Source organism: Prosthecobacter sp. SYSU 5D2, from assembly GCF_039655865.1.
Lineage (GTDB): Bacteria > Verrucomicrobiota > Verrucomicrobiia > Verrucomicrobiales > Verrucomicrobiaceae > Prosthecobacter.
The window spans coordinates 22396-43751 of sequence record NZ_JBBYXL010000010.1 but is presented as its reverse complement, the minus strand read 5'-3'; the positions used below and the strand labels follow the sequence as shown (position 1 = coordinate 43751).

The following is a 21356-nucleotide window of genomic DNA, read 5'->3' as shown; positions in this document are numbered from 1 at the left end:
CTTAAATTTGGTGAGCACTCCAGGCGGCGACGTTGGCAGCACCGGGCATGTCTTTATTGGGATTGCGAAGACGGGCCAGATAGCTTGTGCGTGGCTGGGTGCCGATGTATTTCAAAAGCTGGTAGTTGCGAGGCGAAGCCTTGGACTTCACCACGGCAGACTTCGGATCGGCAAGGTCGCCGAAGACGATGGCATCCGTGGAGCAGGCGGCCTGGCAGGCCACTTTGACAGAATCCGTCGGGATGCGGAAGTTTTTGGAATCCCGCTGCTTCTGCTTCTGCTGGATCTTGGCGGCTTCAAGACGCTGCACACAGTAGGTGCACTTCTCGATGACGCCGCGCATGCGGACGGTGACGTTCGGGTTTTTCTGCAGCTGGGTGGCTTCGCGCACACCGGTCTTCTCCTGGGTGGACAGCGGACCCCAGTAGAGCTCGTCCAGAGGACGCTTGTTGTAGTCGAACCAGTTGAAACGGCGGGCCGTGTAAGGGCAGTTGTTGGCGCAATAACGGGTGCCGATGCAGCGGTTATAGGCCATGGCATTCAGGCCATCTGTGGTATGCACCGTGGCATTCACGGGGCAGACGGTTTCACACGGGGCGGATTCGCACTGCTGGCAGGCCACCGGCTGTTGCACCATTTCAGCGTTTTCAAGCTGCTCGACGGTCGGCTCGATCATCACGTCGTCCGATTTGGCGTTCTGCTCACCCCAAGTGGCGCTGGCGAAGTAGCGGTCCATACGGATCCACTGCATGAGACGGCCCTTGCGGACCTGGTCCTTGCCGACCACGGCGATGTTGTTCTCGGAAGTACAAGCGATGTTGCAGGCATTGCAACCGAGGCACTTGCTGAGGTCAATCGTCATACCCCACTGGTGCTGCTTCTCGTAGTCGAAGCCTTCCGGGTTCGACTCGCTGCGCACCCCGATCTGACCTTTGTAGAGGGAGATGTTCTGCGGGATGTGGCCGTCCATGCCAGTCTTCTGGGCAAAGTGCGGGTCCTTGGCAAAGGTGTCCAGGGTGCCTTCACGATAGAGGGCGCGGCCCTCCATGGTGTTGTGCTCCTGGGTGATGGCCAGTTCATAGACATCGCCCAGCTTTTCCACCTTGGCACCGGTCAGGACATAGTCACTGATGGCCTGGCGCAAAGGATAGACATTGAAACCGCGGACGGCGCCTTTTTCCTTTTCAAAGCTGCCGGAGCCGATGAAACCGAGCTTCTCCTGGCCGTAACCGACCGGGATGCTTATGGAGTGGGAAACGTGGCCGGGGGCCTCGATCGCAGGGATTTTGATTTCCGCACCGTTGACGGTGATCTTCACCATCTGGCCTTCTTTCAGCCCCATAGCGCGGAAGGTGGCTGCGCCAATGAGGGCGGCGTTGTCCCAGGTCAGTTTGGTGACGGGATCGGGTGCTTCCTGCAACCAGGCGTTATTGGCATAGCGGCCGTCATAGATGCCGGAATCAGGCGTCAGGACCACCTCGAGAGCGTCAGCAGAAGGAGCCACCGGTACCTTGGCATTCCCGACAAAACCGGCCACGGCGGAGGTGTTCACCACGCCGGTGGATTTGACATAGGCGGAGCCTTTGAGGAAACCGTCGCGCAGGGTGAAATTCCATTTCACTTCATCCAGGCTGCCAGCCACGGCGGCAAAAGTATCGCGAACGGCCTGGTAGGCAGGGTCTTCGGGAGCCGGTGCCGCAGCAGCGGCATCGGCGGCGGGCGCTTCAGCCGGACCGAGTTTTTTACGACCGAGCAAGGCCAGCAGCATTTCGTTTTCGCTGATGCCGTCGTAAAGAGGCAGGATCATCGGCTGGACGATGGAATAGGTGCCGTCAGCAGCACGGGCATCGCCCCAGGATTCCAGGAAGTGAGCCAGAGGCAGGTGCAGGGCGGCTTTGCGGGCCGTGACATCCGCCAGATGGCCAAGGTGGACGAGCTGAACGGCTTTTTCCTTGATGGTCTCCGCCAGGGCAGCAGCGCCAGGGGCATCAAACAGCAAGCTGGAAGGCGTCAGGGACACCACTGTTTTGATGGAGCCGTCATTGATACCGGCAGACAGATCGGCAAAACGGCCCAGCTCGGCTTCCCCTTCGGACTGGAGCAGCACGAGAGTGGAACCATAGGCCCCCAGGGCGTTGTTGATGGAGGCAACAAGCGCATGGACCTCGGGGCCGTAGCGGGAGCCTGCCAGCACCATGGAGCTGCCTTTGTTTTTATTGAGATCATCAATGGCCGGAGCCAGCCACTGCTTCAGACTTTCAGGGGCGGTGTCAGCGAGCGCACGGGCGGAAACTTCGCCCAGCTCTGCGGCGATCACTGCTGCCGCGACGGGGATGAGGCTTGCGGCCAGAGGCTTGCGATGGTCGGCCATGCCACCGGTCACCGTATAACGGTTTTCCAGGGCGTAGAGGCGGTTCATTTCACCGCCAGGAGCGTCCTTGGAACGCTGTTTGGCGAAGTGCTTGATGCTTTCACCTGCAACCGGGTCAATACCCAGGAAATCGCAATCCAGCGAGAGAATGCGGAGAGCCTTGCTGTAACGGGCGAATGTCTTCACCCCTGCACCCAGCATATCTTTCTGAACCTGGTCCTGGCCTTCAGTGGCGAGGGCCTCATATCCGATGAGGCGGACCTGCGGAAGAGCGGCTTTCAGCTCGGTCAGGAGGCGGTGAGTGGTTGGGGAAGTTGTTTTTCCTACCACCACGGCGAGGTCAGCACCGGCGGTTTTTTGGGAGGCTTCGAGAATGGCGGCAAATTTGTCGCCGGCGGCTTCCCAGGTGATTTTTTTACCGGCGGCCAGCGGCTGGGCGGAGCGCTCGGGATCATAGACATCCAGCACGGAAGCCTGAGCATAGCTGTCCAAGCCGCCACCGAGGGGATGGAGAGGATTTCCCTGAAGATGCGTCGGGCGGCCTTCGTGCGTCACTGCGACGATCGGCGTAGCACCTGTGGCGGTCGGTTTAACCGTTGCGTAGAGCAGAGGCTTGCCAGGAACCACCCATTCCACGTGGTCCGTGTATGGCAGGATATTGGTCAGCGGACGACGGCAGGAGGCCAGGCCCATCATGGCCGTGGAAGCGCCCATGAGCTTGAGAAAGTCACGACGGGAAGTCTCGCGCTCCTCTTCGTTCAGAGTGTCCCCGGCGGGAAATTCGACACCGAGCTTGTTCAGAAACTCCGAGCGTTGCTCCAGCTCGCCAGTGCTGCGCCAGTAGCGCTTGCCAGCCTGAGGCTCTTCGGGGTGATTCCAGATGCGTTTCATGTGAGGCGGTAAAGTGGGGCGCAGGGGTTAGCGGTGGCAGGCGGTGCAGTTTTCAGGTGGTTGCACCTGCCAGTGCTTCTTGAGCTGGGTGCCCACTTCGAGCTGGGTCACTTGCTTGCCGTAAGATTCAGAGGCCAGGGCGACAAGATCTTCCACGGTGGTGGCTTTTTTGCCTTCCTCAATGGTTTCAGCGATCTCATCGGCCTTCACACCCTTGGCGAGCAGACTCTGGTAGAAGGCGGAGCGGTCCAGGTCTTCAGGCTTGTAGTTCAAATTCGTCACCTGATCCAGAGGACGGAGCTTGTCCTCAGGATTGCGATGGCAGTCCAGACACCAGCCCATGGACTGTGGCTCGGCGTGCTTCACCACCTCCATCTCATTCACCTGCCCGTGGCAGGACTGGCAGGAAATACCGCGGTTCAAGTGGGCGCTGTGATTGAAATAAACATAGTCAGGCGCCTTGTGCACCTTCACCCACGGGATGGGCTGCTTGGTTTCCTGGGCTTTGACCACCATCTCCAGCTTGGGGCTGGCAGACTTGATGTTGCCCTTGCCGGGACCATGGCAGTTAAAGCAGGTCTGGTTGGTGGGCACGTTAGCGTGGCTGGAATTCTCCACAAACGAATGGCAATAACGGCAGTCCAAGCCGAGCTGGCCGGCGTGAATCTTGTGTGAGAACGGCACAGGCTGTGTCGGCTCATATCCCACCCGTGTGTATTTGGGAGTGAAGTAGTACGCGACGCCAACACTCACCCCTAAAGCGATGAATGCGACCCCGACGGCCAGCTTTAAAGGCAGCCAATTGGTCCAACGCGGAAAGAAATTACCCATAAAATCTCGGAGAATGCGCTTGTGAAAAATTTCACAAGCAGGTTGGAGAATAGAAGTCCGGCAAGGGTTTGCAACTCTGGAAATGAATTTTTTAACGGATTCGGCAGGCTTTGGAAAGACTCACCTTTCATCACCACTCCAGCCAGAGGCGTTTGCGGCGAATGTCAAAGGTGACGCGGTAGTCCTTCAGAAAGTGGCTGCCCACGCGCGGCGGCCCTGGGGCGATGTCAATATCCACGTCCCGATAACGGTCGCCAAAGAATTTCAATTCAGGGAGACGGACGGTTCTCATTTTAACCTGGCCCGATGAAACGGTGCCTCCCACCGCCATCAAATACAGGCCTTTGACCTCCACCCCCTGGTTTTGAACTCCGAGTTTTTTGGCCACCTCTTCGCTGATTTCCACGCCATTGAATGAGCCTGTGTCCACAATGGCCTCCCAGCTTTTGCCCCCGGCTTCCAGCGTGATGAAGGGTACGCCATGCTTCACCTTGAAGGGAGCAAAGGCCGCCCGTTTGCCGACTGGACTGCTGAAGGAGCCGCCGAAGCCAAAAGTGATTTTCTTGTTCCTGTAATCAAAGGTCAGGTAGGAGCAGTGCTCCAGCGCGACATCAAAACCCATCAGGCAGTCTGGAAAACCGGTGTCGGCAGTATGGTTTTGAAAAGTCCGCACCAGGCAGGGATAGCCTCCCAACGTCCAGCCGCCCACCTCCAGGGAATCCAGGAGGCCGATGCGGCCTTTTTCACTCCCGATGACGCCCTGCATCTCCACCGTGGCATCCACAGCGCTCAAAAGGCTGACCTGTTTCGCCACCGCCGTCGTTGCATGGATCATGGTGCGGGAGGCTCCGGTATCCACCATCATGGGCAGCTTTTTGCCACCGTTGATTGTCACATCAATCACCGGAACTCCTGCCTTCAGTTGGAAAGCGACCGTCACCGGCCCGGCAGGCTTCATCCTCGGGCTTTGGACCCGTTTTAAAAACTCCTCCTTGGTCAGCACCAGGGCCTCCATTCGCGCCTGAGTCCGGGCGGAAACAGGCCCATGATCCGCCAGTTGCGAACAGCCCGCTAACAAAAGAAGCAGTAAAAAAAGGGGGGTGAAACGCATCTGCAGCAACCCTGGCCGGAATCCCCCGGCCTGGCAACCGGGAAACCGGTCAAACGCAGCCCATCAACACCTGATTGAAGGAAACACCCCATTCACTCCGTGTTATACTCCCCCCTTTGTTCGATGTCCCTGCTTGCCCGTCATCCCATTCTCCGCCTTGTCGCCTCGCCCCAGCATCTGTGGCGCACTGTTTCTCTGGGAATGAAAAGCATCTGGCTGAACAAGCTGCGCTCTTTTCTCACAGCTCTGGGTGTCATCTTTGGGGTGGCCTCGGTGGTGGCCATGCTGGCCATCGGTGAAGGAGCCAGCCATGAGGCACAGGAGCAGATCCGCCGGCTGGGCAGCCAGAACATCATTCTGGAGAGCGTGAAGCCGCCAGATGGCCAGGGCTCCTCGGCCGAGGCGCGCAGCATGGTCCTGGAATATGGCCTGACCACGCGGGACATGCAGCAGATCCGCCAGACCGTCCCCGGCGTCAGTGTCGTGGTGCCCAGCCGCATACTCAGTGAAAACATCTGGTATCTGGACCGCAGTGTGGACGGGCAGATCCTGGGCGTGCTGCCGGTTTATCCGGAGATGCGCAACCGCCGTGTCATTCAAGGACGCTTTTTTTCAGACTTGGAAATGAACGAGAAGCTGCCGGTCTGTGTGCTGAACCAGAGCGCGGCGGCCAAACTCTTCCCCCTCTCAACTCCCACCGGCAAATCCGTGCGCGTGAAGGGCTATTATTACAAGATCCTTGGTATCATGGAGGATGAAGGCCAGCGGGTGGGAGGGGAAGGCGGCTCCAGCAATGCAGCCACATCCCAAATGATGATCCCTTTTTCGACATTGATGGACCAGTATGGGGAGACCTTTTTCAGAATGCGCAGCGGCGGTTTTGAGGCTGAAAAGGTGGAGTTTCATGAAGCCATCATCCGTGTTGATGATGTCAACATGGTGGAGAGCCGGGCCAACGCCATCCGCCACCTGATGGCCAAGAATCATAAAAAGGAAGACTGGCGCATCATTGTCCCCGTGGAACTGCTGCGCCAGGCGGAGCGGACCAAGCAAATTTTCAGCATCGTTTTGGGCAGCATCGCCGCCATCTCCCTGCTCGTCGGGGGCATCGGCATCATGAACATCATGCTGGCCAGCGTTACTGAGCGCACGCGCGAGATCGGCATCCGCCGGGCCATGGGAGCGCGACAGGCGGACATCGTGGTGCAGTTTCTCATTGAGACGGTGCTGCTTTCGGGTGCTGGCGGTGTCATGGGCGTCATCGTCGGCGTTTCCATCCCGATAGCCGTGGAGCACTTTGCAGGGGTCACCACGGTGGTCAAAGTCTGGTCCCCTGCCCTGGCCTTCCTCATCTCCGTGTTTACAGGCATTGCGTTTGGCATATATCCGGCACGGCGGGCCGCCCAAATGAATCCTGTTGAGGCGTTGCGGCACGAATAAAGACTCGAACAATCCAAAAATGTGGATTAATGCTGTATTTTGCACAATAAACCGCATAAATCGCACGGATGAAGAGAGTTCTCATAGTGGATGACCACCAGCTGATGCGGGATGCCTACAAGCATTCCATGATGACATTAGGCAGTTTCGAATTCGGTGAAGCTGGCACCTATCAGGAAGCGCATGACATGATGAATGCCCATGTTTGGGATGTCGTGATCCTGGATGTGACCATTCCCGGCCGCAACGGGCTGGACTTTCTTGCCGAAATCAAGGCCCAGGCCAAAGCTCCTCCGGTACTGGTCTGCAGCGGCCACGAAGAATCCGTGTATGGCGTCCGCGCCTTCAAAGCTGGCGCTGCAGGTTACGTCTGCAAGACTGCCGGCACGGGGGAGTTTCTCAAGGCGGTGAAAGAGATCCTGGTCGGCCAGAATTACATCAGCCCCAATCTGGCCCAAAATCTGGCGGCCTTTGTCAGGTCCGATTTTCAGGAACAGCCTCACACGACGCTTTCCGAGCGTGAATTCCAGGTGCTCCGCAAGCTCATCAATGGTGACCCGATCAAGGAAATCGCGGCTCAGCTCAGCCTAAGCAGCAAAACCGTCAGCACCTACCGGGTGCGCCTGATGGAAAAACTTCGGGTCAAGTCTCTGCCTGAATTGGTGCAATATTGCATCCAGCATGGGCTGATGGACAAAGCCGGCTGAAACAGGCCGACACCTGTCGCAGGTCAATCGTCATCGCCATCATCCACCCCGGCTTTGCTACCGGGGATGATGCCGCGCTTGGAATCCGCCACAAAGGCGGTGAAGCGTGCGGCCTCAGGAGTCAGCTCCTGGCCGCGCAGGTCGGCTACGGCCTGGGCGTTGTTCAGGCCGCAGCGGTAAACCTTGCGGAAGGCAGCCCGGATGGAGCGCATCTGATCCCGGCTGAAACCCGCCCGCTGCAGACCGACGATGTTCAGTCCGCGAGCCCGTGCAGGATTGCCGTCCGCCGTGCTGTAGGGGGGGACATCCTGGACGACTTTGGCGCAGCCGCCGATGATGCTGCGGGTGCCGATGCGGCAGAACTGGTGCACCGCACTGAGGCCGCCGAGGATGACATGATCCTCCACCACCACGTGGCCGGCCAGTGTTCCATTATTGGAAAAAATCACATGGTCCCCAACGATGCAGTCATGGGCGATGTGGACGTAGGACAGAAAATGGTTGTGGCTGCCGATGATGGTTTTGTCCCCGGCGGAGGTGGCCCGGTGCACGGAGCAAAACTCACGGAAGGTATTGTTATCCCCGATTTCCAGATAAGTCGGCTCGGCGGCATACTTCAGGTCCTGCGTCTGCTGGCCAATGGAGCCGTATGCAAAGAAGCGGTTGTTATTCCCCATCTTGGTGGGCCCCATCACCGTCACATGATGCTGCAGCCAGCAGCCGTCGCCGATTTCCACGTCGGCACCGATGATGCAGTACGGACCGACGGTCACGTCAGCGCCAAGCCTGGCGGACGGATCAATGATGGCGGTGGGATGAATGGGCATGTGGAGGAGAATGTCAGGCTAGCGGTCCACCACGTTGAACATCAGTTCCGCTTCAGAGACGACCTGCCCGTTGACCAGGCAGCGGCCCACGGCCTGGGCGATGGTGCGCTTGGCCTTGGTGATCTCGGTTTCGATGATGAGGGTGTCTCCCGGCACAACGGGCTTGCGCCACTTGACGTTGTTGGCGCTGAGGAAATAGCCGATTTTCCCCTGATGGCTGGGCATTCTCAGCAGTACGATGCTGGCCACCTGGGCCATGGCCTCAAGCTGCAGCACGCCAGGCATGATGGGATGACCGGGGAAGTGGCCCTGGAAAAACTGCTCGTTGATGGTGACGTTCTTGATCCCACGGCACTTGGTCTCCCCTTCGAAACCGATGATGCGGTCCACCAGGAGGAACGGATACCGGTGAGGGAGGATGTTCATCACCTCATTGATGTCCAGCACAGCCTCGCCGCTGGGGATGTTAACCGTTGGCGGCACCATGGCACGCATGGCGTTGTACTGGGAAACGATAGCCCGTGCCATTTCGGTGTTCGGTCCGTGGCCGGGACGCACGGCGATGACGTGGCCAGTGATGCGCTTGCCAGAAAGCATCAAATCCCCGATGATGTCGAGGATCTTGTGGCGGACGAACTCGTTCGTGAACCGCAGCGGCTGCTTGGAAAGCAGCGTCTCCCCTCGCACCACTACGGCGGCCTCGAGGGTACCGCCTTTGATCAGCCCTTTTTCCATGAGCGGGGCAATGTCCTCATAATAAACAAAGGTACGCGCCGGGGCGATTTCCTTCTCATAGGTCTCGGGGTTGATTTCCAGAGAAATATACTGCGTGAAGCGCCCTTCCGGCCCGACATTGGTGCAGCTGATGCGGAACTTTTTATCCGGCACGATGGTAATGATGGTACCGTCCCGGGTCTCCTGGTAAATAGGCTCACGGATCTCAAAGATCTTGCGCGGCTCCGACTGCTCCTGCAGACCGGCTTTTTTGATCAACTCCACAAAGGGCTGGGCGCTGCCGTCCACAATGGGAGGCTCATTGGCATCCATCTCGATGATGGCATTGTCCACGCCCATGCCAGCCAGGGCGCTGATGACATGCTCCACGGTGTGCACATTGACGCCACCTTCAGCAATGGTGGTGGCACGCTCCACCTTTTGCACTTTTTCGACAAGCGCCGGGATGAAGGGCTTGTCCTCCAGGTCCATGCGGCGGAACTTGAACCCGAAGTTCTCCGGCGCAGGCTGGAGGGTCAGGGTGACTTGCTCACCCGTGTGGAGTGAGGTACCGGTGATGGAGGCCGGCTTGGCCAGCGTGTGTTGACGGTCTGAGGCAGGCATGGAAAGGGCTGTCGTTTTAGCCGTGCGGCGGGGGAGGGTCAAAGGAAAAACCTGGACAGACGCAGAGGCATGCCCAGATGCGATCTATTTTTGGATGTTTTTTGAAGAACAGGTGTCTGACATCTTCAGAAAGCCTTCAGCAGGTTTTCAACCGGCTTCCCCCAGCCTCCAACCATGGATTTTACCGCACACTTTCTGCATGCATGGAAGGTGCGGCAATAAAGGATTGCCGAGTTGCTAATCTGCTGATCCTGAACTAACAACTACTCCCCCCTTTTATGAGACAGCTTCTTCTTGCCACTTCCAACGCCCACAAAACTCAGGAAATTGCCGCCATTCTTGGCAGTGGCTGGAAAGTCGAAGATCTGCGTTCTCACCCCGGCCTGACCTTGCCGGAGGAAACAGGAACCACTTTTGAAGAAAATGCCATCATCAAGGCTCAAGGAGCCAGTGCGGCTTTGCCGGACATGCTGGTACTGGCAGATGACTCTGGCCTGGAAGTGGACGTCCTACAACGGCAGCCGGGGGTGCTCTCCGCCCGCTATGCCGGTGAAAATGCGACCGATGCGGACAACCGGCGCCTGCTGAAGGACCGGCTGCGCCGGGTGAGCACGAATCCCGGCCAGGTGTTTCCGGCCCGGTTCCGCTGCAGTCTGGCCCTGGTTCTGGATGGTGAGGTACTTCACGTGGCCACCGGCAGCGTGGAAGGGCATGTGGGGATGATTGAGCATGGCCGGGGCGGATTTGGCTATGATTCCATGTTTACCCCGAAAGAACACCGGCTGACCTTTGCCGAACTGCCCCCGGAGACGAAAAACCAGTTCAGTCATCGCGCCCGCGCCCTGGAAGCGCTGCAAAACTGGCTGCAAAAAAATCCAGAAGCGCTAATGGCCAAGGCGTAACCGGTGGCCAAAAGGCCACTGAACCGTCTTGCCCATGAACGCCCGTCTGCTCCCTTTCTTCGCTCTCCTGTTACTGACACAGTGCGCCCCCCAGGCACCCTACAGCCAGGGGATGGCCCAGCAGGCTGCGCCTCCCGCCGCCTACTCACCACCACAGATCCAGGCTGCACCACCACCGCCATCTCAGCCAGGCACCAGCCCAGGCCCCTTGGCCTCTTCCTGGCAGCGGACCAGCGCGGTGCGCAGCCAAAATCTGGCGGGTGGAGCGGTTCTGCATGAATTCACCACGCGCAGTGCGGCGGAATCTGCAGAAGTCAGCGTCATTGTTTTCGACAGCCAGCGCTGTGCCCTGCGGGTGCTGGACCAGCCTTCCCCGCAAGCCGGAAGCGGAGTGCTGACGCCGCTCATGCGCGGTGCCGGGGCCATTGCGGGGGTGAATGGCGGCTTTTTCCACCCGGACTTTTCCACGCTAGGCCTAATGATTGCTGATGGGAGAAAAGCCGGTCAGTTTGCCAAAACGAGCCTGGTCTCCGGCTCGGTCGTCATGATCGGCCAGGAGCCGTATCTTGTGTGGAATCATGAATTTCTAGGTGAGAGGGGCGTCACGCAAATGGTTCAAGCCGGTCCCCGCCTGGTGGATGCCGGCCAGCCGCTCCCCACCCTGAACCGCAGCAAAAACGCCACCCGCACCTTCATCGCCACGGATGGAAAAAGGCAGTGGGCCATCGGCACGGTGCGTTCCACCACCCTGGCCGGTTTAGGCGAGCTGCTCGCCAGCCCGGGAGTGCTGCCAGACATCCAAGTGAAGCGTGCGCTCAACCTGGACGGCGGCCGCTCCACCGCCTTGTATGCCAGACCGGCAGGCGGCCAGGAAATCAGCCGACCCGGCTGGAGCACGGTGCGTAATTACCTGGCCGTGGTGCCGAGGTGAACGGACATACCACCCAACCTTGAACTTGCCTGAAGTAAGGGGTGAGCTAGGGACAGGCAGCTTTACAAGACATGAACGCGACATCCAAAAACTTCCTCTTTGACCTTCTCTCCACCCCCAGCCCGACGGGTTTCGAAGTGCGGGGCCAGCGCAAATGGGCGGCGTATGCGGGCAAATTTGCCGACCGGGTGGAAAGCGATGCCTATGGTACGGCCTGGGCGACTCTGGAGGGGAAAGGCAAGGCTCCGAAGAAAATCATGTTTGAAGCCCATGCGGATGAGATCGGCTACATGGTGAAGTACATTTCCAAAGAAGGTTTCATCAGTGTGGATCGCGTGGGCGGCAGTGATGTGGCCACCGCCCGTGGCCGCCGGGTGGACATCCTGGGGGACAAGGGGACGGTACGTGGCATCATCGGCAATATCGCCATCCACATCCGTGAGGACCGCGACAATGAAAAGGCCCCGAAGGTGCATGAGCTGTGGATTGACATCGGCGCAAGCAGCGCCGGGGAAGTGAGCGATGCGGGCATCCGCGTGGGACACCCTGCCGTGTATGCGGATGCGGTGGAGGAGCTGGGGGCGCATCGCCTGGTGGGCCGTGCGCTGGACAACCGTGTGGGCGGTTTCATCATTGCGGAGGTCATTGCCCGGCTGAGCCAGCGCAAGACGCGCCTGCCCTCCACCGTCATTGCACTGAATGCCGTGCAGGAGGAGATCGGCGGGCATGGAGCGAAGATGGCGGCCTACCGGCTGATGCCGGATGTGGCCATCGTCCTGGATGTCACCCACGCCACGGACACACCAAGCGTGGACGTAAAAAAACATGGCGAGGTGAAGCTGGGCGACGGGCCGACGCTAACCCATGGGGGAGCCAATCACGTGGAGGTGGTGAAGCGGCTGATCAGCGTGGCGGAAGAAAAGAAAATGCTGATCCAGCATGAGTCCTCCTCCCGCTTCACCGGTACGGACACGGATGTCATTTTCAACCAGCAGCATGGCATCCCGAGCGCCCTCGTCTCCCTGCCGCTGCGGTACATGCACAGCGTGGTGGAGATGGCGGATCTGCGGGATGTGGAGCAGGTGATCGAGCTTCTGGTGGCCTTTGCCGAAAGTGTGACCGCCAAGGATGAGTTCAGCGTGAAGCTGTAGACCGGCTTGGGCGATAGCATCAAACTCCCTCCTCAGCACCCGGAGAGTGACAGTTACTTTACGGCTCCATCCAGACGCGTACGCGCATAAAACGCCGCCCGCCATCTGAAAGGGGCACGTAATCGCGCACGCGCAGGAGGGTGGGGGAATTGGACTCAATGACGAGACCGTCGCTTGTCCAGGAGGAGGGGCTGCCCAGATCACTCGTGGCCTGGGCTTCGAAGCGCATGTTGGTGGCGTCCGGGTTTTTCGGGATGGAGATGCGCAGGTAGTGCAGCCCGTCCACCTCGGCCCAGTCATAACTGACCGGGCTAGTTCCTGGAATGTTGCCGGGCAGGTTCATCGCGTATTCCAGGATGTTCAAAAGACCGTCATAATCGGCATCGTCCATCTCCCCCGCCAGCGGATGCGCGAAGAGCTGATGCTCATGAAGCCAGGTTTGATAAGCCGGGATGGTGGCCGCAAAGGCGATGTCCAGATAGGTGCGTGCATCGCCATCATCCGCAGTGAGACGCACGGCGTAATCCCCGCTGCGGGTCGGGGTGGCCTGGGAAACCGGCCCGGTGGGCTGTGAAAAGATGACCTGGTCCGGCACGCCGAGGTTGGACCAGGCGAGGCTGTAAGCTCCTGGCGGATTGGGTTTGCCATCATCTGTGACAGAGGCGCTGAGAAGATAATCCGGACCGGAAGGCGCAGTCCCTGCCACAATGACCGGAGCGGTATTGAGTGGCTCAATGGTCAGGCCGCTGAAGGTGCCGGTGCCGGTCAGGGAGGGGCTGTTGCTGTCCACCACCAGGCCCACCAGCAAGGGGCCGCTGAGGGCGGCGGGAAGATTTCCAGTGACCTGCGCCCAGGCCCCAGGGGCACCGCCCGCATCGCTGGCGCGGAAGGCGCTGATGCTGTTGCCCTTGCGCACCAGCCGCACCCAGCTTCCGATCGCCCCGCCCGTCTGCAGGGTGGAGGCGGTGCCCGCAGGCACGCTGCGCCAGTGCGCCTGAAAGCCGTCAATGCTCGTGCGCCCGTAAAAGCCATGCGGCCCATTGTCCGTCGTATCCCGCAGGCCCACCCCGGCCTGGGATCCGCGTGTCGCCCCCGTCTGGGTCAGCAGGCGGGCCGTGATCATGCAGTCCCCCCACACCTGCTGGTAGCGAAAGTGGCCGCCATTGTCATAGGTGCCGATGCCGTTCACCGTGGTGATGCTGCCATTCACGCTGGAACTTCCAGGCAGGGAGTAATTGCCGATGTCTTCGGAATGCAAAGCCGGGCCGCTGAAGGGTGGCGTGACGCTCACATGATCAAACATCGCCGTGCTGGTGGCCGTGGTGCTGGCACCGCTGCTGACCACCATCCCCACGACGACATTGGCCCCCATGCTGACCGCCGAGGTGCTGCCCGCCTCAGTCCAGGAACCAGGCGTTCCATCCACATCCGGGGCGGTCGCCGCAGTGAGGGTACTGCCCACACGCTCCAGCCGCAGCCAGAGCGGGAGGGAAGAGCCGGCCTGGGTGCTGGCCGTATCCGCCGTATTGGCCGTGCTGCGGGAACGGAACTGGACGGTGCCGCTGCCATCCACCACCAGGTTCACGCGGCGGGCCCCCTTCCATGAAGTATCTCTCAGGGTAATGCCTGCCAGACGGGTGGCCGGTCCACTGAGGCTGTTCAGCCTAACAATCATTGCAGCATCTCCGCTGCCGCTGCTGAGCTGGCGGAACAGCATGTGACCGGAGTCATTGGTCCCTGAATAACCGGTGCCGCTGCCGACCAGGGTAAAACCATTATCCGACTCCCCCGCCACGCCGCGCACCGAGGGCGGACCCTGGTCCTGGGAAACCCAGTTGGCATAGGCAAAGCCGCCCGCTTCCACAAAGATAACGTCGCTGGCGGTGAACTGCCCGTCATCCACCGTAATGCGGAGTCCATGTACGCCAGGTGCAGAAAAGGAGACGCCGGTGCTGGCAGCGGAAGCGTTTTCAAAGGTCACTGTGCCGGGCCCGAACAGGCGGCTCCACGTATAGGTGAGCGGACTGGGCAGGCCATCATCCATGCCGACGGCCTCCAGCATGAGTCCATTACCCTCGGCAATGATGGTGGCCTTGCTGGCAGGGCTGCTGATGAAGACGCTGGGCGGCAGGTCATCATCCACAATCACGACATTGGCCACCGAAGGCGAGCCCGTGATGTAGCTGCTGTTAGCTGTGATGGAAACGACCACCACCTCATCCCCTTCCGTCAGCTCATCCTGGATGGCCGTCACCGGGATGCTGATGCTGCTCTCCCCGATGGCAAAAGTGCGGGAGCCGCCGATGGCGATGTAATCCACCCCTGAGGCAGCGGTGCCGGTGATGCTCAGATTGACCTGGCGGGCGGCCGTGAGCGGACCGGTGCGTGTGAGCACGAGCTCTCCTGCATCGTTTCCCACTTCCGATGCCACACCGTCTGTGGCCACCAAAGTGATGGTATTGACATCATCATCCTGGATGATGACCGAGGCGCTCGCCGGCGTGCCAACGACATAACCGCTGCCGGAGGCCAAGGTCACAATGACCGTCTCATCAATCTCGGGCGTTGAGTTCTGGATCGTATTCACCAGCAGATCCGCAGAGGCACTGCCCGCTGGAATGGTGAAGGAAGACGCAGAAGGAAAGGCGGTAAAATCCGACCCGGAAGTGGCGCTGCCCGAACGGCTGAACTGTACCGTCAGCGGGCTGGCCGTGGACCCGGTACGATAAAAGGTAAAAGCACCCGTATCCCCGCCTTCTGTGGCCGAGGCATCGGTGGCCTGAAGGGTCACCACCGGCAGGTCGTCATCCAGGATGGTATGGGTGTGGGCGGAGGTGCTGCTCAAGATCGCTCCTGCCGGCGCTGACAGCAGCAGGTTCACGGTCTCGACAAGCTCGGCCACGGCATCATTGAGGATAGGCAGGGAGATGACTTTCACCGTTTCCCCTGGCTGAAAAGTCAACGTGCCGCTGATGGGCGTATAATCCGTCGTCGCAGAAGCCGTGCCACCAGCCGTGGTGGCATAACCAATGGTGACAACCTCCGCCGAAGCCCTGCTCAAGATGACTGGAATGTCGGCAGGAGAATGGTCCTCCGTTCCGCTGGAAACGGCACTGGCGAAGCCGATGACCGGCAGCGACGTCAAGGGGCCGTCGTCATCCATCACCGTATAGGTATAGGTGGCAGGCGTGCCCAGCATGGCGCGGTGCGGATACGAAAGCAGGACATTCACCGTCTCATCCGGCTCCGCCACCTGGTCGTTGGTGATCAGCAGCGGAATGGTTTTTTCAGTCTCCCCAGGGGCAAAGGTCAGCACTCCGGGAGGCAGGGTGTAGTCAATCCCGGATCCTTCGCCCGAGGTGGTGGCGGACAGGCGGGCGCGGTATTCCATCGCTGAAGTGCCACTCCCTGTCAGACCGAAATAGAGCGTCCTGCCGCGACGGTTGATGCTGTCCCTGACCATGAGGCCCGCCTGGGGCGTAGTTCCTCCTCCTTCAATCCCTGTCAGCTTGGCCGTGAGAGTAAAGTCGCCGCTGACCGGTGCCGAGAGAAAGTGTCCTTCATCCTCCGTGGAACTCAGCGCCGGCATGATGCCGTTGCCGGAGGCGGTGATGACATAGGCACCGCCGTTCTGCTTCACACCACCGGGTTCATTCACATAGCCCAGTGCCCTTCCCTCCAGAGGTTGGGCCGGGGCAGGCGTGAGGCTGACATTGTCAAAAAAAGCCTGGGCCAGCAGACCATCGCTGCGGGCGGAAGCCGCCAAGCCAACAAGCACATTAGAGCCGAGAGGAACCGTCAGCCCGCCGCCATGGGGAACAAAGCTGCTGCCGTTGGTGGAGGTGAATGTCCTGATGACCTCGCCTTCCCGCTGCAGGCGCAGCCAGACTGGTTTTGTAAAGGTTTTGGGAATGAAAGAGCTCGTTGAGGTCCCTCCATTGCTTACCCTGTAGATCTGCCGCGTATAACCATTGGTCTCCTGGATAAATGCCATCCGCCGTGAACTGGTGCTTGTGGTTTCCCGGATGATCACGCCCGGTTTGATCGTGCTGCTGGTACACGTGCTGCTCAGTAGCCGGGCGGTGACCGTGCAGTTGGCGGAGTTGGTGACGGGGAAATACACCATGTGGCCGCCATCAGTCGTGCCGGAGGTGGTCAGATCTGGACCGCCTGCCACCACGCGGTAGATCCCGTCGGATTCCGATGTCACCCCGGGCGGGCTGGCCCCGGCCAGATCTGTAGAAATGCGCGCTCCGGCACTGCCGCCCACGCTCAGGCCGGTGACACTGACCTGGTCAAACTCCACGGCCGCCTGGACCGAGGTGGAGCCGGAGGAAACCACCAGGCCCGCCAGATAGTTGCTGGGAAAACCGCTGAGGCTTCGCGTCAGGCCAGTCTTCGTGAAAGTGATGCCATCCGGCGACACGAAGGTCTCAAAAGAGGTGCCCGTCTTCACAATCCGCAGCCACTGCCCGGACATGATGGTGGTGCTGCGTGCGCCCGCCTCCAGGGAATATTCCACGGTCACCGGCTCTGCCGCCGCCGCGCTCAGTTTGACCGGGATGCCCACTTCCGTTAAGCTTTCCAGCCCGCTGCCGCCGGAGCTGGCAAAGGAAACCGCCGGACCACCGGTTTCATTATCCGTGATGTAGAGCGTGGCATCCGGCCCGCGCGCATAGCTGCCGGGTTCCAGATGCAGGATGGCGGTCTCCGTTCCTTCAAAGAGGCTGTCATTGATGGTATTCAAGGTCACATCAATGCCGGGTGCCCCGGCGGGGATGACCGCCACGCCGGAGAGCAGTGTATAGTCCACCCCATTCGTAGCCGTGCCGGTCATGCTGTAATTCACCGTCAGCTCAGAAGCCGTGCTACCTGTGCGGGAGATCCAGAAATCACAAGCCGTGCCCGTGGCGCTTTCGGCGACGAAATGAGCACCGGTATTTCCCACCTGCGGATCCACAAAAACGGTGGGCTGGTCATCATCCCGCAGCAGAAGAGTGGTGCTGCTATTTGGGCCCCAGAGGGAGTAGGCAGGATCGGGCAGCAGGGTCAGCACCACCGTCTCCATTTCCTCCAGAGCGGAATCATTCAGCACTGTCACGGTGATGTCCCGCGTGGCCGTGGCATTGTTCAGCGTCACCGTCGTGCTGCCTTCCAGCGTGGTGGTGTTGAGACCGCTGATGGTATAGTCCGTCCCGGCGGTGGCCGTGCCGCTGATGGTGTAGCGCACGGTCAGGCTGCCTGTGCCGGTGCCTTTCGCCGTGATGCGGAATGTGCCGTTGGTGGAAGGCTCGGCGGCGATGCCGGAGCTGGCCGCCACCTCCAGCACCGGCGCTCCACCCAGATCATGGATGATCACGGCGCCGCTGAAGGAATCGCCTAACAAATAGTTTCCATTGCCCGCCGCCAGGCTCAGCACGACCGTTTCAGCCGCCTCGCCAAAGCCGTCCATGAGAGGCAGGATGGTGATGGCGGCACGCGTTTCCCCGGCGGCAAATTCCACCCGCCCGGCCAGCGCCTCATAGTCCGTGCCATGCAGGGCGGAGCCTGCCGCGCTGTAATAAACCGTCAACGGAGCAGAAACGTCACCGCTTCTCGTCAGCAGGAATGTGCCCGGATCCGCCACGGCTCCTGGCAGTGTCAGGTCCACCTCCGTCGCCACATCATCCGTTGCGATCAGGGTCACCACCTGGGTGTCATCATCCACGATTCTCAGCACCACCTGACTGGCCGCAGAATCCGCCATGAACGCAGCATTGGTAACGATGGTGAGCCGGACGGTCTCGGTCACTTCAGACAGGGAGTCGTTCAGGGGAATGAATTCAAAGGTGGCGGACTCCGCACCCGCAGGGATCGTCACGGTCCCGGGCAGGCTATGATAATCCTCCCCGGCAGTCGCCGTGCTGCTGCCCGCCACGGTGATGCTGACATCCAGACTGGCCGCCGTGCTTCCGGTGCGGGTAACGGTGCAAACAACGGGCTCACCATCCTGCTCGTTGACCTGGTCCCGGCTGGCACTCAGGGAGAGGCGCGGGCGCGGAGTATCATCATCTTCAATACCAATGGTGGCTGCGAGGGAGCTGCCCGGAGAGAAGCTGGCATCCTGGCCGAGCACCAACGTCACTGTTTCATACCCTTCCTGTGTGGAGTCATTCACGGGGCTGAGCGTGACATCCAGATAGTCCGCGTCCGCCGGAACGGTGAATGTCTGCCACGGGGTGTTGGTCACGGCCACATAGTCAGGACTGAGGGTATAATCGGTGGTTTTCACCGCCGTTCCCTGAACTGGAAAGACATAGACCGTCATGGGCAAGGCCGTAGAACCGGTGCGGCTGATGCGGAACACCCCCGGATCCCCCGTTTCACTGGCCAGGGCATCCGGCGCGGTGATGTTCACGACCGGCAACTCATCCACCGTGAAGTCCGCGCCACTGAAGCTGGGGCCCACCGTGACCGTATTGTTAAACAGTTCGTTGAACACACTGCCATGCTGAGCCGGGGTGATGGTGTAAGTGCCTGCGTTCAGGTTGGAGATGGTGTAAAAACCATCGCTGTCCGTCAGGGTGCCATTGGTACCGCTGGTGCTGACATTGATGCCTTTCAACCCCGATCCCTCCTTGGTGATCCGGCCCGAGATGGTAAACCGCCCGCCTCCCGTACCAACGGTGATGACCGCATTGCGGATGGTGCTACCGCCCTTCATGTCGGACACCACGCAATTAAGAGTGTAGATGCCGCTGACGCTGAAAGTGCGTATGACTTCTGACTGGTTAGGGGAGATGGTGTTGTCATGCCAGATCCAGCCGTAGCTGAGGGCATCGCCGTCTGGGTCTTCCGCTGTGGCGGTGAAGGTCACCGGTGTATTCAAGGGCACCACGGTGGAGGATGCGGCCAGAGAAACGGCGGGCGGCTGATTGCCCGGATACAGGCCAAAGTTCACCTGCACATCCACACTGCGCGGAGTGGTCTCCGGGTTTACCGCCAGGGTGGTGATGTGAATGCCTGCTTCATTGTCAGAAAAGGTCCGGCCCAGACTGATGGCCGCATCCGTCCGGTCATTGGGGGAGCCAGGTGTGGTGTCCAGAAGCTGCAGGTTGCCCCCGCTGTTGGCCGCCCACTTCCAGCCCAGCAGGAGTCCGTTTGAGGCCCAGTTGTTGGTGGAGAACAAGGTACGATGCTCCCCCCAGTAGCTGCGGTTGGCATCCTTGGTGATGCGCAGACCATAGCGCAGCCCCGGCTCCAGACGGGCGGTGTCAAAGGCATGGATCCGGTACAGGCCGCTGCGGGAAATGGCGGGGGAAAATTCATCCGGCAGCCATTTGACCTGGTTTTTGGCCTGCACATTCCAGTGCCCGTTTGGCGGGCTGGTGCTGCCCATGTTGTCGTAGCTGTGGCCATACTCCACATTGCCGCCAGGACCGATGATGCTGGACCCGTTGGTCTGCCAGAAATTGGCATGCGTGAGGCCGAAGGCGTGGCCGATCTCATGGGAGCAGGTGCTGATGCTGTCCGATCGCATCCACACATTGCCCCCGCCCACGCTGCCAAAGCTGGTAGGTGAGCGCGCGCCTCCGTTGGCACGCACAATGGTGGCATGGTAATCCTGCCAGTCATATCCGAGCTTGCGCGCTTCCTCTTTCGCATGCGCCATCTCCTGGCCCAGGCCATCTATCTCCTTGATGTAGCCGTCCGTGGTGTCCTTGCCCTTGTACCAGGCTTGGTTACGCGGTAGCACCACCGGAGGAATGACTGTCGCCTGGAGCGTCAGCCTGCCATAGGAGGTCGTCTGGTAAAAGTCTCCCGTTTCCTTCAACATGTTCAGCATGGTGGCCTCGCTGGCCGGGACCTGGCCCTGGTCAGCAAAGACGGCGGGGATGCAAAGCACCTTCACCACACCCACGGATGGCGTTGGCGCTGAAGGCAGGATGCCGGTGAAACCCTGCGCACCGCCCGTGGAAGACTCTCCCTGAATCAGCGACTGCTCATAGGGAACGATGTGGGCACCATCACAGAGATAGATGATTTCGTCATACACCTCCACGACGGGCGTCCATTCGGTGACAGGCTCCCCACTTGGCACCGCTGCTGTCACGTTTCCGGATACAGGGCAGACTTCGACCGCCTTTTTGCGAGGGTCCGCGACCTCCCCCTGTTCCAGCCGCCGCAGGGGGCTTTCATTCACGGCAAACTGGCCATCCATGGCGACGCCATTCAAGGAGGCATTCATCACCCAGCCAGGTTCCTGGGCACGCCGTCCATAAACAAAGGCCTCCAGGGTACGGCCATCTTCAGCCTCGACATAGCGCACCACAGGCGGCTCCTCATTGCCCGGCTCAGGCGCACGCCAGTATTGGCGCAGCACCCCGCGAACGGCGATGCGCTCCTCCAGCAGCGCCACGACACTGAGCGGCAGCTTCTGGCGCACCACCATGGGCACAGCCTGCATCAAGGCACGCTGCGGATCACTTGTGATGAGATCCTTGAAAACAGGGCGGCGCTGCTGGGCCAAAATCCTCCCCTTCTCTTCCAGATCCGGCTTTTCGTGAGCCGCCGCCGTCAGATACCGCTCCGTCCAGTCTTGAAAAGACTCCAGGGCCGTTCCTTCCGGCATCTGCTGTTGTTTTGGGAGCGGCGGCTTGACCAGGATGGCTGCTTCCGCACCTGCTAACGGCAACCCCGCAGAAACAGGCGGATTTTGGGCAGTATCCGCACACTCTTGGAAACACCAGAAGACTGCCAGTCCCACCGTCATTAGGAAAATAAGAAAAAACCAACGCTTAGCGCCCATAACAATGAATCCTGACTAGTGATATGCCGTTATATAATTGTATTAACCCGGTTTATAGCGAGGTTCAC

The 21356-nt window shown here is 60.1% G+C and carries 11 protein-coding genes; 5 read left to right on the top strand and 6 right to left on the bottom strand.

The window, feature by feature from the left end; genetic code table 11:
• Position 1: 1 nt before the first annotated feature.
• The 3 genes from WJU23_RS17255 to WJU23_RS17245 form a co-directional block, all read right to left on the bottom strand.
• Complete coding sequence (locus tag WJU23_RS17255; protein WP_346333854.1) at positions 2-3262, bottom strand: TAT-variant-translocated molybdopterin oxidoreductase; 3261 nt, start codon at positions 3260-3262, stop codon at positions 2-4.
• A 27-nt stretch (positions 3263-3289) separates the two neighbouring features.
• Positions 3290-4015: a cytochrome c3 family protein gene (locus WJU23_RS17250; protein WP_346333853.1), complete on the bottom strand. Its 726-nt coding sequence runs from the start codon at positions 4013-4015 to the stop codon at positions 3290-3292.
• A gap of 208 nt (positions 4016-4223) precedes the next feature.
• Positions 4224-5204, bottom strand: a complete 981-nt coding sequence (locus tag WJU23_RS17245) for a retroviral-like aspartic protease family protein (protein WP_346333852.1) — start codon at positions 5202-5204, stop codon at positions 4224-4226.
• A gap of 123 nt (positions 5205-5327) precedes the next feature.
• Here WJU23_RS17245 and WJU23_RS17240 point away from each other — a divergent pair, with 123 nt between their 5' ends.
• Together WJU23_RS17240 and WJU23_RS17235 are read left to right on the top strand one after the other, a co-directional pair.
• Entirely contained in the window at positions 5328-6644 is a 1317-nt protein-coding gene (locus WJU23_RS17240; RefSeq protein WP_346333851.1) for an ABC transporter permease, read from the top strand.
• A 68-nt stretch (positions 6645-6712) separates the two neighbouring features.
• Entirely contained in the window at positions 6713-7351 is a 639-nt protein-coding gene (locus WJU23_RS17235) for a response regulator transcription factor (RefSeq protein ID WP_346333850.1), read from the top strand.
• 23 nt (positions 7352-7374) lie between these two features.
• On the opposite strand, the gene lpxA is transcribed toward WJU23_RS17235, so the two are convergent.
• Together lpxA and WJU23_RS17225 are read right to left on the bottom strand one after the other, a co-directional pair.
• Positions 7375-8178: an acyl-ACP--UDP-N-acetylglucosamine O-acyltransferase gene (gene lpxA / locus WJU23_RS17230; protein ID WP_346333849.1), complete on the bottom strand. Its 804-nt coding sequence runs from the start codon at positions 8176-8178 to the stop codon at positions 7375-7377.
• Between the two features lie 18 nt (positions 8179-8196).
• Positions 8197-9516: a bifunctional UDP-3-O-[3-hydroxymyristoyl] N-acetylglucosamine deacetylase/3-hydroxyacyl-ACP dehydratase gene (locus tag WJU23_RS17225; RefSeq protein WP_346333848.1), complete on the bottom strand. Its 1320-nt coding sequence runs from the start codon at positions 9514-9516 to the stop codon at positions 8197-8199.
• 278 nt (positions 9517-9794) lie between these two features.
• Between WJU23_RS17225 and rdgB the strand changes: the two genes are divergently transcribed.
• The 3 genes from rdgB (at position 9795) to WJU23_RS17210 (ending at position 12500) form a co-directional block, all read left to right on the top strand.
• On the top strand, positions 9795-10418 hold the full coding sequence (gene rdgB, locus WJU23_RS17220; protein WP_346333847.1) for an RdgB/HAM1 family non-canonical purine NTP pyrophosphatase: 624 nt from the start codon (positions 9795-9797) through the stop codon (positions 10416-10418).
• 34 nt (positions 10419-10452) lie between these two features.
• Positions 10453-11349: a phosphodiester glycosidase family protein gene (locus WJU23_RS17215; protein ID WP_346333846.1), complete on the top strand. Its 897-nt coding sequence runs from the start codon at positions 10453-10455 to the stop codon at positions 11347-11349.
• Between the two features lie 71 nt (positions 11350-11420).
• Positions 11421-12500 carry a M42 family metallopeptidase gene (locus tag WJU23_RS17210; RefSeq protein ID WP_346333845.1) on the top strand — a complete coding sequence of 360 codons (1080 nt, stop codon included), beginning with the start codon at positions 11421-11423 and terminating at the stop codon, positions 12498-12500.
• Between the two features lie 58 nt (positions 12501-12558).
• Here the strand turns inward: WJU23_RS17210 and WJU23_RS17205 are convergent, their stop codons facing one another.
• On the bottom strand, positions 12559-21111 hold the full coding sequence (locus WJU23_RS17205; protein WP_346333844.1) for a Calx-beta domain-containing protein: 8553 nt from the start codon (positions 21109-21111) through the stop codon (positions 12559-12561).
• Positions 21112-21356: the final 245 nt, after the last annotated feature.

Excerpts from the sequence above, each read along its gene's own strand:
- WJU23_RS17255 (WP_346333854.1), bottom strand. The coding sequence starts at position 3,262 with ATGAAACGCATCTGGAATCACCCCGAAGAGCCTCAGGCTGGCAAGCGC.
- WJU23_RS17245 (WP_346333852.1), bottom strand. The coding sequence starts at position 5,204 with ATGCGTTTCACCCCCCTTTTTTTACTGCTTCTTTTGTTAGCGGGCTGT.
- WJU23_RS17240 (WP_346333851.1), top strand. The coding sequence starts at position 5,328 with ATGTCCCTGCTTGCCCGTCATCCCATTCTCCGCCTTGTCGCCTCGCCC.
- WJU23_RS17235 (WP_346333850.1), top strand. The coding sequence starts at position 6,713 with ATGAAGAGAGTTCTCATAGTGGATGACCACCAGCTGATGCGGGATGCC.
- lpxA (WP_346333849.1), bottom strand. The coding sequence starts at position 8,178 with ATGCCCATTCATCCCACCGCCATCATTGATCCGTCCGCCAGGCTTGGC.
- WJU23_RS17225 (WP_346333848.1), bottom strand. The coding sequence starts at position 9,516 with ATGCCTGCCTCAGACCGTCAACACACGCTGGCCAAGCCGGCCTCCATC.
- rdgB (WP_346333847.1), top strand. The coding sequence starts at position 9,795 with ATGAGACAGCTTCTTCTTGCCACTTCCAACGCCCACAAAACTCAGGAA.
- WJU23_RS17215 (WP_346333846.1), top strand. The coding sequence starts at position 10,453 with ATGAACGCCCGTCTGCTCCCTTTCTTCGCTCTCCTGTTACTGACACAG.
- WJU23_RS17210 (WP_346333845.1), top strand. The coding sequence starts at position 11,421 with ATGAACGCGACATCCAAAAACTTCCTCTTTGACCTTCTCTCCACCCCC.
- WJU23_RS17205 (WP_346333844.1), bottom strand. The coding sequence starts at position 21,111 with ATGCCGGAAGGAACGGCCCTGGAGTCTTTTCAAGACTGGACGGAGCGG.